Origin of the sequence: Pseudomonas brassicacearum (genome assembly GCF_009601685.2) — a bacterium.
Taxonomy (GTDB): Bacteria; Pseudomonadota; Gammaproteobacteria; order Pseudomonadales; family Pseudomonadaceae; genus Aquipseudomonas; species Aquipseudomonas kilonensis_B.
On record NZ_CP045701.2, the window covers coordinates 2,908,383 to 2,923,533 of the forward strand.

Consider the following 15,151-nt stretch of genomic DNA (forward strand, 5'->3'; position numbering starts at 1 on the left):
GCTGTAGGAGCTGGCGGAGGCTGCGATCTTTTGATCTTTTGATCTTTCGCTTGGGATTCAAGCGTCTGGGGAAAGATCGCAGCCTCGTTGCACTCGACAGCTCCTACACAGCTCCTACACAGCTCCTGCGCGGCTCCTGCAGGCCAGCGGGAGCAAGGTTTCCTACTAGGAACTTGCTTACAGCCAGTAAGTCACCGCGTACCAGCCCAAGCCACCCATCACCGCGGTGTAGGGCACAGCCATCCAGACCATCCGGCCATAGGACAGGCGAATCAGCGGGGCGATTGCCGAGGTCAGCAGGAACAGGAACGCAGCCTGGCCGTTGGGTGTGGCGACGCTCGGCAGGTTGGTGCCGGTGTTGATGGCCACCGCCAGGGTCTCCAAATGCTCACGACTCATTTGGCCGGAGACGAAGGCCTGCTTCACCTCGGTAATGTAGACGGTTGCCACGAATACGTTGTCGCTGATGGCCGACAGCAGGCCGTTGGCAATGAACAGCATGCCGGGCTGTTGATCGGCGGGCAGGGCCAGGACCCATTGGATCAGCGGCGTGAACAGATGCTGGTCGTGAATGACCGCCACCACTGCGAAGAACACCACCAGCAGGGCGGTGAAGGGCAAGGCCTCCTTGAATGCGTTGCCGAGCCGGTGCTCGTCAGTGATCCCAGTGAAGGCGGTAATCAACACGATGACCATCAGGCCAATCAGGCCGACTTCGGCAAGGTGCAGCGCCAGGCTCACGATCAGAATCAGCGCGGCGATACCCTGGACGATCAACGCCGCTCGTTGCCGTGCGGTGCGTTCGCGGTTGTCCTGCTCGGCATAGTCGGCCAGGATGGTGCGTACACTTTCTGGCAACAGCGTGCCGTAACCAAACCAGCGCAGCTTTTCCAGCGCCAGGCAGGTCAGCAGCCCGGCTATCAGTACGGGCACCGAAACGGGCGCGACCTTCAAAAAGAACTCTACAAAGTGCCAGTCCAACTCATGGCCAATCAACAGGTTCTGTGGTTCGCCAACCAGGGTGCATACACCGCCCAGCGCCGTGCCTACGGCGCCATGCATGAGCAGGCTGCGTAGAAAGGCACGAAACTGATTGAGATCTTCATGATGACGCGACGGCAGATCGTGGTCTTCATCGACATTGCTGTCCTTGCGCGGATCGTTGCCCGAAGCCACGCGGTGATACACCGCATAGAAGCCCACCGCGGCGCTGATGATCACCGCGGTGACGGTCAATGCGTCAAGGAACGCGGACAGGAACGCCGAGAGAAAGCAGAACATCAAGGACAGCATCGCCTTGGAGCGCACCCCCAAAAGCAGGCGCGAGAACAGGAACAGCAGCAGATCCTTCATGAAATAGATCCCCGCCACCATGAACATCAGCAGCAGGATCACCGGAAAGTTGTGAAGCAGTTCATCGTAGAGCATCTTGGGCGTGGTCAAACCCAGCGCAAGCGCCTCGATCACCAGCAGCCCACCCGGCATCAGCGGGTAGCATTTAAGGGCCATGGCAAGGGTGAAGATGAACTCCAACACCAGCATCCAGCCGGTAATGACCGGGCCCAGGGTCCATAACACCACGGCATTGAGGATCAGGAAGGTGATGATGCACGCCTTGTACCAGCGAGGTGAGTGCCCAAGAAAGTTGTGCGCGAACGCTTGAGCCATTGAACCGGACATCGGCCGCTCCTTTTAATTAGAAGCGCGCAACTTGCCGTAAGAAATGAGGAATATCAAGCGTAAGAATAAATACCGTTCGCCCATGACAATCCGACTCAGCCCCAATACCGCGAAACCACCGCTCGATAATGCCCCTGGAGCGAATAACCGCCCACCAGGATTCTTCCATCAGCCTGCATAGCCAGGGTGGTGGCGGTGTCCAGGCTGTAGCCGAGTCGAGTGCGAACCCAGCCTTTGCCCTGGCCGAAATCCGGGTCGAGGCTGGCATCTGGCAAATGTCGGGCAAGTACGAAATCGGCCTCGATACCGCCAATGGTGGCGCCGGCGGTCACCAGTTTTCCGTCTGATTGAAGCTGGGCGGCGGTCCACTGGCTGGCGTTGTGCCCAATTGTCATGAGCCGGCACTGGCCCTGGTTGCAATGACGGTCCGGCTTGCCGTCGGGGCGAACTTTCAGCGACAGGCTATGCATTGGATCACGGCTGCTGCCGAACACCTGCAGATCACCGTTCGCATCCTGAACGACCTGGCTGACCATCACGCTGTGACCCTGCGCCAGGATGGACAGGAAGCCGTTTTCGCCGAAGCTGTCATCGAGTTGGCCGCTGCTGTCGTAACGGGCAATCAAGCCATGCTGGGGCAAGTCGATGGCGCCGCCGACGACAATATGGCCGTCAGCCTGGAGCACCAGGCAGCCGAGCCAGGTGTTTTTCAACAAGCGCCGGACCATTACGAAACCACGACCGTTGAACGAGGTATCCAATGCCCCGTCCGGCAAGAGCCGGATCAGTACGCCGACATGGTCGGACAATTGATAGTGGTGGTTGGCGAGCACAAGGATCCGGCCATCGGCCTGCACTTGCATGTCGCAAGCCTCGAGCCCCGGCACGCCGGGCGGCAGCCAGGGGTCGCGCAGGCCTTGGGAGAGATTGCCGCAAAGCCTGATGATGTGCCGACCGGCATTGCCGAAGCCTTGAACGGCGCGGCCCTGCTGGTCGAACAGCGCCAGGGCGGGAAGGGTGTGGTCGTTGCTTTCGTAATGCAGGCCGGACAGCAGGATATGCCCGTCGGGCAACACGATCACCTTGCTCGCCGTCGCTTCGAAACCGTGTTCGAACGCGCCGATCACGCAGCCGCGAGTGCCGAAGCCCGGGTCGGCCAAACCGTCATGATTGAGTCGCGCCAGCCCAAACCGGCTGCCGTGGGCCGTCTCGATTCTGGCTGCCACCAGGATTCGTCCGGCGTGATCGAGGGTCAACCCGGTGGTGAGGCTCGAGGTGCTGTCTTCGAAATGAACCCAGGCTTTGCCGTTGGCGGCAAAGCCTGGGTCAAGTTGCCCGGCGTGGGCCATGGCCCTGGGGGGCACAAATGCGAACTGATCGAGCATGCCTGCCTCTCCTTGCGTGTCGAGCGGCCCGAAAGGGCGACGACTGCATGAGGGCAACATTCAATCCCTGAATGTGACAATGCACAACTGTCATGTTCTACAGAAACAGCAGCGATTCGTGCCATAACGATGGCTTTACAACCCAGAGCCAAGCCTGCAATCGATAACAGGCTTTATCAGTGGTTATTCAGGCATCGACCACGATTGCAATGTGTAGCCTTCCTGGCTCAGTTCGGCACGGGCCTGTTTCAACAGGTCGGCCAGTTTGATCGGGTCGGTATAGGCACTGCTTGGAATCTTGGTGCGGCCAATATGTGCATTGGTGCGGTCGATGACGGTCAGGCTAAGTTCACCGTTACCGTCTTGTGGAGCCCAGGCCACGCATTGGAAAGGACGGAATGCGCGGTCGGCAATCAAAAGAGCTTCGTTGATACGGAGCGGGGCGTTCATGGCGTTTTCTCTTAAGTGTGCCCAAACAAATGATGTGCCGTCGGTTGGGCGTACCGTGCGGCTGGTTACTTGTACTGATGTCCCGAACCTGCAGGCGGGTCACACATTATTTAAATAAATTTCGATTTTCTTTCAGACCAGGCTTTTTGGCTTTTGTTTGAAAGCTGCCTGAAAGAAACAAACCTGCAATAACTAACGGGGTGCTTGCTTATAACCAGTTTGATGCACTCTCGATAATCAATTGATACAAGGGTGCGTCAACTTCTTGCTACTGTTACATGCAGGTTTGCCAAACGCCTGTTTCTACTCATATTTCCTTATTTTGGCGCCAAGGATCAGTCATGATCGAAGCCAGTGCGTCACGTCGTCTGCTCGTGGTTGATCCCTGCGATGATTGTCATCGCTTATTGCCAGGTCTGCGCACCATCGGCTGGGATGTGGACAGTTGCTCCCTCGAACACGCCAGCGATAGGACGTGTGACGTCGGCCTTTTGCGGCTGCAGCCTTTTCACCTGGAGCGCCCGGAAGCGGTCAAGGAGTTGATCAGCCGTAGTGGCACCGAATGGATCGCCGTGCTCAACCAGGAAGTGTTGCGCCTGCAAAACGTTGGTGATTTTGTCTGCGAATGGTTTTTCGACTTCCATACCTTGCCGTTCGACGTGTCCAGGGTCCAAGTGACACTGGGCCGGGCGTTTGGCATGGCGCGCCTGCGGGGTCAGGGTTCGATCCATATTGACCAGCCAGAACATGAACTGCTGGGCGACAGCAAGCCGATTCGCGAACTGCGCAAATTGTTGAGCAAGCTGGCGCCCGCCGAGTCGCCGGTATTGATTCGGGGTGAGAGCGGTACTGGCAAGGAATTGGTGGCGCGCACCCTGCATTATCAGTCTCACCGTCGTAATAAGCCGTTCATCGCCATCAACTGCGGCGCCATCCCGGAGCACCTGATCCAGTCCGAATTGTTCGGGCATGAGAAAGGCGCGTTCACCGGGGCCCACCAACGCAAGGTCGGGCGCATCGAGGCGGCCCACGGTGGCACGCTGTTTCTCGATGAAATCGGCGACCTGCCGTTGGAGCTACAAGCCAATCTGCTGCGTTTCCTGCAAGAGAAACACATTGAGCGGGTCGGTGGCAGCCAGCCGATTGCGGTTGATGTGCGGGTCTTGGCCGCCACCCATGTGGACCTTGAGGCGGCCATCGAGCACAAGCGGTTTCGCGAGGACCTGTATTACCGCTTGAACGTGTTGCAGGTGGTGATGGCGCCGCTGCGCGAACGCCATGGTGACCTGGCGATGCTGGCCAACCACTTCTCCCATTTCTACAGCCAGGAAACCGGCCGCCGTCCCCGTAGCTTCAGTGAGGATGCCTTGGTGGCGATGGGTATGCATAAATGGCCTGGCAATGTGCGGGAGCTGGCCAACCGCGTCCGTCGCGGTTTGGTATTGGCCGAAGGGCGCCAAATCGAAGCCAGGGACCTGGGCCTGGCCAGCTACCATGGCGTCGTGGCGCCGATGGGCACGCTGGAGGACTACAAGACCCGCGCCGAGCGCCAGGCCCTGAGCGATGTGCTCAACCGTCACAGTGACAACCTGAGCGTGGCCGCCAGGGTGCTGGGCGTGTCCCGGCCGACGTTCTATCGTCTGCTGCACAAGCATCAGATCCGATGACTCAAGCCGGTACAAACACCCTTGCTCGCGATGGCGGTCTTTCATTCACATCCATGCTGATTGAAAGGGCCCTATCGCGAGCAAGTTCGCTCCCACAGGGGGGCAGTGTCCTTGGATATGTGTCCTTCACATACCCCAGAGGGCATCAGAAGTAGTACGGAAACTTCAGGCTAAAGGTGAAATCCGGCGCATCGTCGGTCAGCCCGATGGACAGGTTGGGCACGATGGTCAGGTTGTCGGACGCGGCGACGGTCATGCCGATGTTGAAGTAGCCGGCGTTGGCGTCGCTGGACGTCACCGATTCCCAATCGCCGCCGTCCTGTTTGAGCTTGCTTTTCTTTTGGATCAGGTCAGAGACCGAGAATGACATGCTCATCTTCTCGTTCAAGGCAAAGGCGATGCCCGCGCCGATCTGGAAGCTGTCACCGATTCGCACCTTGCCCGGGACCTTCTGGTTGACCGTGGAACTGATGTCGTCGAACGATTCTTCGAAGTTATGGGTGTAGGAAAGGCTGCCGAACAGCACGGCCGGGTCGAAGGTCTTGACCAGCGAAAGCCCGGGCGTGATCGACCACACGCCGTTGCCGGTAGGCAGGTCCTCTGGCACGAACAGGTTGGTGTTGGCCTGGGATTGGCGCAGCTTGATGCCGAACGGGTCCTTGCCGGTGGGGGCCTTGATCCGCAGGGTAGCCACCGCATCCGGGGCGTTGATCGACTCATCCATGAACTTGTAGGCGATACCGAAGTTGACGTCACCGATGGTGGGGTCCTGGGTCACGGTTTCTTCGCTGGTGACACCGGCTGCGCCGTTGTTCGCGCCGCCTGACTGATAGGTGGATTCGCGGTAGATCACCGGGACGTTGAGGTCGAACTGCCAGCGGTTGTCAAAGTTATAGCGACCGGTGAGGTCCAGCGTCCAGGTGTCGGCCTTGATCCGGTCGAGGTTGATGTTGCCCAGGAAAATCGAGTCCAGGGCCAGGAAACCGTTGAGGATCAGTTGTCGCGTGTCGTATCGCGAATACGTCACGCCGGTCTCGAAACTGAATTTGCCGCCGCCGAAGAAGCCGCTGGCCTCGTCATAGAGGTTGGAGACGCTCTGGGCCGGCTGGGAATCATCGGCCAGGGACTGCCCATAACCGCTGCCGCCAGCCGTTGCCGCACCGCCGCCGGCCACGGTCTGGTTGCCTTTCATGTCGGCCGGGGATTTGGCCAGGCGCTTGGGCGGTGGAGCGGCGGGTTGATCCTCCACCTGACGAACTCTCTGTTCAAGCACCGCCAAGGCCTTCTGCTGGACCTCGTATCTTTGCTTGAGCTCGAGAAGTTCCTGTTTCAGGGCCTCGATGTCCGCATCCGGGGCCGCTTGCAACACGGTCGCCGGGAACAACGTGCTTAAACACATCACAGCGCGCAACGATACGGATCGATACATGAAATATGCCGCCCCTATTTACCCAATGGTCGCAAATCAGCGTAGTTCAATAACCGAGGTTACGCAGGCCGCGTAGTTGGGTCAGGTTACAGTCCAACGCGCCGGCACTGGGGCCGTTACTGTTCAGCACCACGTTGAGCTGCGTCATGTTGTTGACCAGGTTGCTGTTGCCCAGCAGGCGAGTGTTTTGCAGCAAGCCGCCCTGGGCCACTTGTTGCAGGGTGCTGCCCTGGTTGTGGTTGGCCTGGATCGCCATCTGCACGCCGCTGCCGGTGGCGGTGACCGCGATGCTGCCGGCGGAATTGCTGCCGCTGATGGTTTGGCCCTTGGTCAGCAACTGGCCTTGGGAAGGCATGAGCGCCGGCGCTTGGCTGCTCTCTTTTACGTTGATGTTGACGTTGTTGTAGGCCGTGTTGCCGTCGCCGGCGGCGCGTACGCTCTGGGTCACCCCCTGGCTCGTGCCAAGGCCGGCGCCACCGGTAATGTTGCCGCTGCCCTGTTGCGGGGCGCTGCCATTGCCGGTCTGCTTGATGGTGGAGACATAAAACTGGGGTTTGACGGTGGCAGCCTGGATCTGCATGGTGCTGGTGGCGCCGATCAAGTCGCCGCTGGCGTTGCGCCAGGTACTGCTCATGACGATGCCGAAGCTGATGACTCTGCCGGGCATGACATAACGACCGCGCAGCTCGGCAAGCTCCTGGTCCTTGACTTCGATGGGTTTGAAGCCGGCATGGGCATAGCCCGAGGCGGTCGCGAGCAGGCAGGCCAGCGACAGCCAGTGTGAGGTTTTCATGTGCTGCTCCCGGAGCATCCTGCTCCTCTGATACTTATGTTGGCAGTTAAGTCGGCGATTAAAAGAAGTCGCTCTGTATGAAGCCGAAATCCATCAGTTCCGCATCCCTGACCGGGTTGAAACCGTCCAGCTTGTTACGGGCTGTCAGGGGTTGAGGAGGGCTGCGTAGTGCATTGGTCTTGTCGTAGCCCGGGCCGACGATCGCGAAGACGATGCCGTTCCAGCCTTTGACGAAATCATCATGGGCGTAGCGCTTGTGGCCCAGCACCGGGTCGCCGATGTAGACCCATTGCTTGTCGGCCCGCTGCAACACCACGAAGTGTTTGTAGCCACGTATTTCCATCAGGACCACCACCGGGATCGTCACCGCTTCGAGTTTCTCTGGCGGTATCCGGTAGCCTCGGGCGCGCATGCCGATGGCTTCCACGTAGCGCTTCATGTCCAGCATGGAAAAACCCTGGGTACGTACCAGGTTCTGATCGGCATTGACCAGCATGCCTTTGATGACGTGCTCTTCATCGACGTCAAGCCAATAGGCCTGGCGCAACACCGTTGCCAGCGCGGCGGCGCCGCAACTGAAATCGGTTTTCTGTTCGACGATGTCGCTGAATTTGCGCTCGCGTATGCTTTGCACCGGTTTGTAGACCAGCATGCCGCCTGGTAGGGCAGCGACCGGTATCTGCGCGGCCTCGGCCGTGCAGGCCAGGCAGAGCAGCAGGGAAACGGCAGTGACACGCATGATCAATCCGCCTAGTGGGCATCCAGGAAAAGCTCCCTGTGGAAACGAGCCTGTGGGAGCAAAGCTTGCTCGCGATAGCGGTTTTAAAGCCAGCAGAGGGGCCGTATGTGACGACCTCAATCGCGTGCAAGCGATGCTCCTACAGAGCTACTACCCCCACAGGGGGACTTTTTTACATGCAAGCCTTGCAGCCGGCCGCGATGGACAGCGAGTTGCTCTGCTGGTTGCCCACGCCTGCCGACACGTTGGCGCCGCCGTTACCGGAGAAGCCGTTCATGGAGTTGGTCATGGTGGCGTTGTTGATCACAGGGTTTTTCCAACCGTCGCGGGTCAGCACCTGCTGGGTGTTGCTGCCGGCCAGTTCAAAGGTTCCCACAGCGGAGAACTTGAACTTGTCGTCATCGTGACCGCCGCCGTAACCGCCTTTGTTGCCCCAGCCGCCGTCGTCTTCGACGGTGCCGGTGCCTTTGGCCTTGAATGTGCCGGACGCGCTTGAGGTGCTGGTGAGGGTGTCGGTCTTGTAGGTCCGCACGCCTTTGTTGTCGACCACCAGGCCAGTGGAGGACTGATTGGCCTCGGCAGAGGCCTGTGCGACACGGCCACCCGACACTGCGATGGCCAGGTTGTTTTTCTGTTGGTTGAAGTTCCCGGCGGTCACGTTGATGCCGATGTTGCCGGAGCCATTGTTGCCCGCGTTGGTGAGCGAGGCGTTGTTGTGGGTCGAGTTGTTTTTTACATAGTTGTTGGTATTGGTTTGCGTGGCACTTGAGGCGGCGACAGCCGAGCCGAAGATGAAGCTTTCGTCAGCGGTAGCCAGCGCTGCGGCGTTGTCTTGTTGGTTACCGTCGCCAGCGGCGATGTTCGCCCCCATGTTACCGTTGCTGCCATTGAGGGAATCGGTAGCTTCGGCGGTGTTCTTAGTGCCCTGGTTGAGCACCTCGTTGCCGTCGCTGTTCTGCTCATCCATCACGGTAGCCATCGCGCTGGCGTTGATGGAAAGCTGTTCTTCCCATGTTGGGCCTTTGGGACCATGGTGGCCATGATCATTGCCGTACCCGTTGCCGTTTCCTTGAGCTTGTGCAGCCATTGCCATGACAGCGGCGAGAGCGAAAACCAATGGTTTGAGTGCCATTGTAGGTTTCATGGTGTTTCTCCTTGCGTGTCGTTGGTTAAGTGTCAGTACTTTCTTATGTAGCCTACGGGTCAATCAGCAACCCGGATGCTCAGGGTGTTAGCCATACGGTTTCCCACCCCGGCGCTCTGGTTCACCTGGATTACCCCTCGGCTGCCGGTGAAGGCCTGGTCGCTGGTAACGACCTGGCGACTGCCGGTTGGGGCGCCAGTTGCTCCTGAGTTCGGTAGCAACGCCACGTTCTGTTGAGACAGGGCGCTGTCGTCAATGCTCTGCGGATGGGCACTGATGCCCACCCGCATGACATTGGCCATCTGGTTGTTGGCCCCGGCGGACTGGTTGACGCCCAGCACACCGTTGCCATTGGTAAAGGAGTGGCCGCCGATTCGAGCGGTGGCATTCATGGAGGGGTTGGCCGGCGTGTCGACGCGTTGCTGCACGCTCGTGCTGGCCTGGGCGTGGCTGCCGATGGCGATGGCCCGCGCGTTGGTTTGCTGGGTCTGGTCGCCGGCCGCCTGGTTGACGTTGAAGTTGCCGGTGTAATGGCTGCCGGAATCCTGCAGGTTGGCGCTGCTGACCGCTGCAACACCCGAATCGGCAAATACGTTGAAAGAGCTGAGCAGGGAAAGCATGAACAGGGCGAGAAGAAACAAGGCTGGCTTCATCTCACTGGCCTCCCGCCAGCCGACCCAGCGGAGCCAGGCCAGAACTCAACGAGCGGTTGATGGTGCCGGAGATCGCGCCGCCGCTACCGCCACCGTGACCGGCACTCATGCCTGGCATACCGTTGGGGTTGGTCACGACGTTCAGGCCTTGCACACTGGTATTGGGATTGATGGTGTTGCGGATCGACGAGCCGCTGGCCACGGCGGCGAATTCGCCATCGCTCAGTTCGGTGCTGGCGGTCGCCTGGTTGATTCGTTCGGAGGGGTTGGCATTGACGGTGGTCGGGTAGGGGTCTTTGCCACCGTTGCGACCAATTGCGATGGGCTGCACGTCACGGTTGAGCACAATGACGCCGTTGCCCTCAGCCTGCACTGGCAGACTGAGCGTTGCGCTGGCGGCGCAGCCGATCAACAGCAGACAGGTCAAACTTCTCTCGAAAGTCCCCACGGCATCAATTCCTTCTTCGGTGGGCTGGCCCTGGTCCAGCGTGCGAAGAGGGGCAGAGCAGGTGTCGTGCCGAGTTTCTAAAATCCTTTTAATTCAATGAGTTGTATTTGTGGGTGGCGTGCCGTGGGACGAATCTGTTTCAGCGTTGAGACAAGGGGGAGGGTGACCAATCGGTCACATACTGTTCCAGGGCTCTGGATCCAGGCTTTTGGGCAGGTGTTTCAGAAGCTTGACAGTCTTGATGGCAATCCGGTGAAGCGGCGTTGGATCCGGCTCTGGAGTGACTGCGTTGTTTCAAGAATGAAACAGATCATCCTTGTGGTCCGGCATCAAGCAGGCGGCAAATGGCTGTGAACACCTGTTGTTGGCGTTGTACCCAATCACCTTCAATAATCTGGAAGGGTTGTCGATGGTGACTGAGCCAAGCCTCGATCGCTTCAAAAAACGCCAGCCGTTCTGCCAGTTCGGGCTGGCAACGCAAACCGTCGCCGGTCCATTCGACCTGCTCGGGGCTCAGCAGCAGGTGCAGGTCATAATGGCGGGCCAGCAGGGCCGGCTCGAGCCAGTCCGGGCAGTCGCCGAACAGGGTCTGGCTCCAGAGGATGTTGCTCAGCAGGTGAGTGTCGAGGATCAACAGCGCGGGCCGGCGGGCCCGTGCTTCATCTTCCCAGGCCAGTTGGCCGGCGGCGATGTCGGTGATGTCGGCCAGGCAGGTGTCGCGCTGGGTCTGCTCCATGAAATGGCGCACGTATTCATCCACCCGCACGCCACCAAAGTGCTCCTGCAATTGCGTCGCCAGCCAACTCTTGCCGCTCGATTCCGGGCCGGTCAGCACCACCACCTTCATGCGCGCAGGGCCGGGTCGGCGCGCCATTGCCGCCAGCCTTGCACGGCCAGCAGGGTGAACAGGGCATAGAGTGCGGCGGTCAGGTGCAAGCCCTTGTAGATGAACAGGCCGACGAAAATCACGTCCAGGGCAATCCACAGCGGCCAGCATTGCACGCGTTTTTGCGCCATCCACCACTGGGCCACGAGGCTGAAACCGGTGAGCGCGGCATCGAGCCAGGGCTGGGCGGCATCGGTCCAGTGGGCCATGGCGGCGCCCAACAGCAGGCTGCCTGCCGCACCAATGGCCAGGCCGAGCAGCACTGACGAGCCGCCGAGGTGGCTGACCTGGCGTCCATCATGATTGTGCCCGGCGCGGGTCCATTGCCACCAACCGTAGAGTTGCAGCACCGCGTAGACAACTTGCAGCAGCATGTCCGAGTACAACTTCACCTCGAAAAAAATCCAGCTGTACAGCAACACCATGACCAGGCCGATCGGCCAGCACCAGGGGTTCTGCTTGACGGTCAACCAGACAGCGATTACGCCGAGGGCTGCGGCAAACAGTTCAAGCCCGGACATGGCGGTTCCTTGGGGAAATAGAAGAGGGCGGCGATTGTAAACGCTATGGCGTGGGCAGCTCCAATACCAATGTTGAATGGGCCGCTGTTGTCGCGAGCGGCTCGCTCCACATTGGTTTTGGGTTGGTCTCAGGTTTGGTGTCCACCGCGAATCCCTTGTGGGAGGGAGCAAGCCCGCTCCCACAAAGGGTCCATCAATCCTTAGACCCGGAACTGCGTGAGCAACCCGTTCAACTGTTCACTCAATGCCTTGAGGCGGGTGCTTGCCTGGCTGGACTGCTCGGCGGCCATGGCGGTGCTGTGGGACAGGCCGGCGGCCTGGGTGACGTTCTGGTTGATGTCTTCCACCACATGGGCCTGTTGCAGGGTGGCACTGGCGATGGAGGCGTTCAGGCTGTTGAGGTTGCGCAGGGCCTGGCCGATGGCGTTGAGGCTGGCACCGGCCAGGCCGGCTTGTTCAATGGTCAGTTGCGAAGCACGGCTGCTGTCGCCGATGACTTTCACGGCGGCTTCGGAGTGGGTTTGCAGGCGCTCGATCATCGCCTGGATCTCTGCAGTGGACTTCTGTGTACGCTGGGCCAGCAGCCGCACTTCATCGGCGACCACCGCAAAGCCCCGGCCTTGTTCGCCGGCGCGGGCGGCCTCGATCGCGGCGTTGAGGGCCAGCAGGTTGGTCTGTTCGGCAATGGAGCGAATCACTTCCAGCACGCTGCCAATCTGGGTGCTTTCACTCGCCAGCGTGCGGATCACTTCCACCGCCTGGTCGATGGTCTGGGACAGGTGGTCGATCTGCTGCAGGCTGCCATCGATGTTGACTTGGCCTTGCTGGGCCTGGGATTCGGCGTCGCGCATCTCACTGGCCGCGTGCTCGGCATTCTTGGCCACGTCCTGCACGCCATAGGTCACTTCATTGATCGCGGTAGCCACCAGCTCCATTTGTTGCGACTGCTGCTGGCTGCGTTCCTGCGCCTGCGCTGCGTCGTTGCCCAATTCGCTGGAGGATTGCCCCAGTGCACTGGCCGAAGCTTGCAATTGGGTCACCACGTGCCGCAACTTGGCGGTAAAGGCGTTGAAATGCCGAGCCAGTTGCGTGACTTCGTCCTGGCCGTGGGTGTCGAGGGTGCGGGTCAGGTCACTTTCGCCACTGGCGATGTTGGCCATGGCGTTCACCGTTTCCTGCAGGGGGCCGACGATGCTGCGCACGATCAGGGTCAACAGCAGGCCCATGAGCAGGGTGATGATCAGACCGACCACCGAAGCCTTGATTACCTGGGACAGAAACTCGGCCTCGACGTCATCCACATACACGCCAGAGCCGATGATCCAGCCCCAAGGCTCGAACAATTGGACGTAGGAGGTCTTGCCCACCGGGGCCTCGGCGCCCGGCTTCGGCCAGAGGTAGTTGATCATGCCTGCGCCCTTGGATTTGGCGATGGCAACCATCTCGTTGAACAGCGCATAGCCGTTCGGGTCACGGATGGCCGAGAGGTTCTGGCCTTCAAGCTTCGGGTTGGCCGGGTGCATGACCATCACGGGCGTCAGGTCGTTGATCCAGAAATAGTCACTCTGGTTATAGCGCAGGCCACGCACGGCGCTGAGGGCCTGCTTTTGCGCGGCATCACGGGTCAGGGTGCCAGCGGTTTCCAGGCCATGGTAGTAGCTCAGCACGCCGCTGGCGGTCTGTACCACGTGCTGGGTTTTCTGCACCTTGGCTTGGTAAAGGTCGGTGTGGATCTGATTGAGCATCAAGGCGCCGAGCGTGAACAACATCACGATGGCCACGACGAGGATGAGCCACAAGCGTCGGCTGATCGACACACTGCGCAAGCTATTCATACGCTGTCACTCCGGTTTTTTATTCTTGTCATATCGACGGCCGGCACTGTAGCGCCCGGCAGCTATCCCTAATTGACTTGAGTCACAACGCGGCAGCGTTATCAGGGCTTGTCTGATAGGATTTCGGCCCCGCAGCGCAAAACCTGAGCCTGTTCTCATTTTTCATTGGTTTTTTTTGAAAGGTCGCGGTTATCGTGCACCCGCCGCGGGGTACCTGCATGACACTTGAATATTGATAAGACCTGCATGAACAGCGTCTTTTTTGGGGGATGAATGGATTTGTGGACCGCCTTTTCGGCACTGATTCTTGGCGTAGTGGAAGGCCTGACGGAATTCCTGCCGATTTCCAGCACGGGGCACCAGATCATAGTTGCCGACTTGCTTGAGTTTGGTGGCGAACGTGCGATGGCGTTCAACATTATCATCCAGCTCGGCGCGATCCTGGCGGTGGTCTGGGAGTTCCGCCGCAAGATATTCGACGTGGTGTTGGGCCTGCCGACGCAACCCAGCGATCGCCGCTTTACCGCCAACCTGCTGATCGCCTTCATGCCCGCCGTGGTCTTGGGTGTGCTGTTTGCCGACTGGATCCACCACTACCTGTTCAACCCGATTACGGTGGCCGCCGCGCTGGTGGTGGGCGGTCTGGTGATGCTCTGGGCCGAGAAGCGCCAGCACCAGGTGCACGCTATGACCGTGGACGAGATTACCTGGAAAGATGCGCTGAAGGTCGGCCTGGCCCAATGCATTGCGATGATTCCAGGCACGTCCCGTTCCGGTGCGACCATCATCGGTGGCTTGTTGTTCGGGCTGTCGCGTAAAACCGCGACCGAGTTTTCGTTCTTCCTGGCGATGCCGACCATGGTCGGTGCGGCTGTCTACTCGGGCTACAAATACCGTGAGTTGTTTGTCCCGGCGGATTTCCCGGTGTTCGCCATTGGCTTCGTCACGGCGTTCATTTTCGCCATGATTGCGGTCAAGGCCCTGCTGCGATTCATCGCCAGCCACAGCTACGCCGTGTTCGCCTGGTATCGAATCGCCTTCGGCCTGTTGATCCTGGCAACCTGGCAGTTCGGCTGGGTGGACTGGACCGCTGCCAAGCCATGAACGAACCAGGCAACCGCAAGCGCGCCGGACGCAATGCTGAAGGTCGCGTGCAGCATCTGCGGCTCAAGCTGATGGCGTTTGTGCTGCTCTGTGCCTTGCCGGTGTTCGGTTCGCTGCTGTTCGGGCTGCGGGCGGTGTCGTGGGTGCCGATGGTGGCTTATGGCGTCGTCAGCGTGGTGGCGTTCCTGCTGTACTGGAGCGACAAGCGCAAGGCGCGCGCCGACGCCTGGCGCACCCCGGAGAACGTGCTGCATGCGGTGGAGCTGGCCGGCGGTTGGCCCGGCGCCTTGCTGGCCCAGCAGCTGTTTCGCCACAAGACTCGCAAAGTGTCGTTTCAGGTCGTGTTCTGGTTCATCGTGCTGTTGCACCAGGTGTTCTGGATCGACCAGTTGTTCCTGGGCCGCTTTGTGTTTTGAA

15 protein-coding genes are annotated in these 15,151 nt (G+C 59.8%); 3 read left to right on the forward strand and 12 right to left on the reverse strand.

Going from position 1 to position 15,151, the window contains the following annotated elements:
• Positions 1–177 precede the first annotated feature (177 nt).
• From nhaB to GFU70_RS12745, 3 genes are all read right to left on the reverse strand, one after another.
• Positions 178–1,680: a sodium/proton antiporter NhaB gene (gene nhaB, locus GFU70_RS12735; RefSeq protein WP_058544405.1), complete on the reverse strand. Its 1,503-nt coding sequence runs from the start codon at positions 1,678–1,680 to the stop codon at positions 178–180.
• 95 nt (positions 1,681–1,775) lie between these two features.
• The gene (locus tag GFU70_RS12740) at positions 1,776–3,065 is read right to left on the reverse strand and encodes a hypothetical protein (protein WP_058544404.1); all 1,290 of its coding nucleotides are present in this window, start codon (positions 3,063–3,065) and stop codon (positions 1,776–1,778) included.
• A 183-nt stretch (positions 3,066–3,248) separates the two neighbouring features.
• Positions 3,249–3,515: a hypothetical protein gene (locus GFU70_RS12745; protein ID WP_058544403.1), complete on the reverse strand. Its 267-nt coding sequence runs from the start codon at positions 3,513–3,515 to the stop codon at positions 3,249–3,251.
• Positions 3,516–3,856: 341 nt separating this feature from the next.
• On the opposite strand from GFU70_RS12745, the gene GFU70_RS12750 reads away from it, so the two are divergent.
• On the forward strand, positions 3,857–5,182 hold the full coding sequence (locus GFU70_RS12750; RefSeq protein ID WP_058544402.1) for a sigma-54 dependent transcriptional regulator: 1,326 nt from the start codon (positions 3,857–3,859) through the stop codon (positions 5,180–5,182).
• A gap of 145 nt (positions 5,183–5,327) precedes the next feature.
• Here the strand turns inward: GFU70_RS12750 and GFU70_RS12755 are convergent, their stop codons facing one another.
• From GFU70_RS12755 to GFU70_RS12795, 9 genes are all read right to left on the reverse strand, one after another.
• Complete coding sequence (locus GFU70_RS12755; RefSeq protein ID WP_058544401.1) at positions 5,328–6,611, reverse strand: transporter; 1,284 nt, start codon at positions 6,609–6,611, stop codon at positions 5,328–5,330.
• 46 nt (positions 6,612–6,657) lie between these two features.
• A complete protein-coding gene (locus GFU70_RS12760) occupies positions 6,658–7,404 on the reverse strand; it encodes a hypothetical protein (protein ID WP_153388143.1) in 747 nt (248 codons plus the stop codon).
• A 58-nt stretch (positions 7,405–7,462) separates the two neighbouring features.
• Positions 7,463–8,143 carry a C39 family peptidase gene (locus GFU70_RS12765; protein WP_116642334.1) on the reverse strand — a complete coding sequence of 227 codons (681 nt, stop codon included), beginning with the start codon at positions 8,141–8,143 and terminating at the stop codon, positions 7,463–7,465.
• Between the two features lie 172 nt (positions 8,144–8,315).
• Complete coding sequence (locus GFU70_RS12770; RefSeq protein WP_058544398.1) at positions 8,316–9,287, reverse strand: hypothetical protein; 972 nt, start codon at positions 9,285–9,287, stop codon at positions 8,316–8,318.
• A 59-nt stretch (positions 9,288–9,346) separates the two neighbouring features.
• A complete protein-coding gene (locus GFU70_RS12775) occupies positions 9,347–9,940 on the reverse strand; it encodes a hypothetical protein (RefSeq protein ID WP_058544397.1) in 594 nt (197 codons plus the stop codon).
• 1 nt (position 9,941) lies between these two features.
• Positions 9,942–10,388, reverse strand: coding sequence for a hypothetical protein (locus GFU70_RS12780; RefSeq protein ID WP_058544396.1), 447 nt, complete (start codon positions 10,386–10,388; stop codon positions 9,942–9,944).
• Positions 10,389–10,698: 310 nt separating this feature from the next.
• Positions 10,699–11,235 carry an AAA family ATPase gene (locus GFU70_RS12785; protein ID WP_116643770.1) on the reverse strand — a complete coding sequence of 179 codons (537 nt, stop codon included), beginning with the start codon at positions 11,233–11,235 and terminating at the stop codon, positions 10,699–10,701.
• Positions 11,232–11,795, reverse strand: coding sequence for a nicotinamide riboside transporter PnuC (pnuC, locus tag GFU70_RS12790; RefSeq protein ID WP_058544395.1), 564 nt, complete (start codon positions 11,793–11,795; stop codon positions 11,232–11,234). Before pnuC ends, GFU70_RS12785 begins: the two co-directional genes overlap by 4 nt.
• Positions 11,796–11,995: 200 nt before the next feature.
• Positions 11,996–13,630 carry a methyl-accepting chemotaxis protein gene (locus tag GFU70_RS12795; protein WP_153388144.1) on the reverse strand — a complete coding sequence of 545 codons (1,635 nt, stop codon included), beginning with the start codon at positions 13,628–13,630 and terminating at the stop codon, positions 11,996–11,998.
• A gap of 273 nt (positions 13,631–13,903) precedes the next feature.
• On the opposite strand from GFU70_RS12795, the gene GFU70_RS12800 reads away from it, so the two are divergent.
• Positions 13,904–14,734: an undecaprenyl-diphosphate phosphatase gene (locus GFU70_RS12800; RefSeq protein ID WP_153388145.1), complete on the forward strand. Its 831-nt coding sequence runs from the start codon at positions 13,904–13,906 to the stop codon at positions 14,732–14,734.
• On the forward strand, positions 14,731–15,150 hold the full coding sequence (locus GFU70_RS12805) for a DUF1294 domain-containing protein (RefSeq protein ID WP_058544392.1): 420 nt from the start codon (positions 14,731–14,733) through the stop codon (positions 15,148–15,150). Before GFU70_RS12800 ends, GFU70_RS12805 begins: the two co-directional genes overlap by 4 nt.
• Position 15,151 lies beyond the last annotated feature (1 nt).

What these genes read in the sequence shown, in the direction of transcription:
- nhaB (WP_058544405.1), bottom strand. Translation starts at nt 1,680, where the DNA reads ATGTCCGGTTCAATGGCTCAAGCGTTCGCGCACAACTTTCTTGGGCAC.
- GFU70_RS12740 (WP_058544404.1), bottom strand. Translation starts at nt 3,065, where the DNA reads ATGCTCGATCAGTTCGCATTTGTGCCCCCCAGGGCCATGGCCCACGCC.
- GFU70_RS12745 (WP_058544403.1), bottom strand. Translation starts at nt 3,515, where the DNA reads ATGAACGCCCCGCTCCGTATCAACGAAGCTCTTTTGATTGCCGACCGC.
- GFU70_RS12750 (WP_058544402.1), top strand. Translation starts at nt 3,857, where the DNA reads ATGATCGAAGCCAGTGCGTCACGTCGTCTGCTCGTGGTTGATCCCTGC.
- GFU70_RS12755 (WP_058544401.1), bottom strand. Translation starts at nt 6,611, where the DNA reads ATGTATCGATCCGTATCGTTGCGCGCTGTGATGTGTTTAAGCACGTTG.
- GFU70_RS12760 (WP_153388143.1), bottom strand. Translation starts at nt 7,404, where the DNA reads ATGAAAACCTCACACTGGCTGTCGCTGGCCTGCCTGCTCGCGACCGCC.
- GFU70_RS12765 (WP_116642334.1), bottom strand. Translation starts at nt 8,143, where the DNA reads ATGCGTGTCACTGCCGTTTCCCTGCTGCTCTGCCTGGCCTGCACGGCC.
- GFU70_RS12770 (WP_058544398.1), bottom strand. Translation starts at nt 9,287, where the DNA reads ATGAAACCTACAATGGCACTCAAACCATTGGTTTTCGCTCTCGCCGCT.
- GFU70_RS12775 (WP_058544397.1), bottom strand. Translation starts at nt 9,940, where the DNA reads ATGAAGCCAGCCTTGTTTCTTCTCGCCCTGTTCATGCTTTCCCTGCTC.
- GFU70_RS12785 (WP_116643770.1), bottom strand. Translation starts at nt 11,235, where the DNA reads ATGAAGGTGGTGGTGCTGACCGGCCCGGAATCGAGCGGCAAGAGTTGG.
- pnuC (WP_058544395.1), bottom strand. Translation starts at nt 11,795, where the DNA reads ATGTCCGGGCTTGAACTGTTTGCCGCAGCCCTCGGCGTAATCGCTGTC.
- GFU70_RS12795 (WP_153388144.1), bottom strand. Translation starts at nt 13,630, where the DNA reads ATGAATAGCTTGCGCAGTGTGTCGATCAGCCGACGCTTGTGGCTCATC.
- GFU70_RS12800 (WP_153388145.1), top strand. Translation starts at nt 13,904, where the DNA reads ATGGATTTGTGGACCGCCTTTTCGGCACTGATTCTTGGCGTAGTGGAA.
- GFU70_RS12805 (WP_058544392.1), top strand. Translation starts at nt 14,731, where the DNA reads ATGAACGAACCAGGCAACCGCAAGCGCGCCGGACGCAATGCTGAAGGT.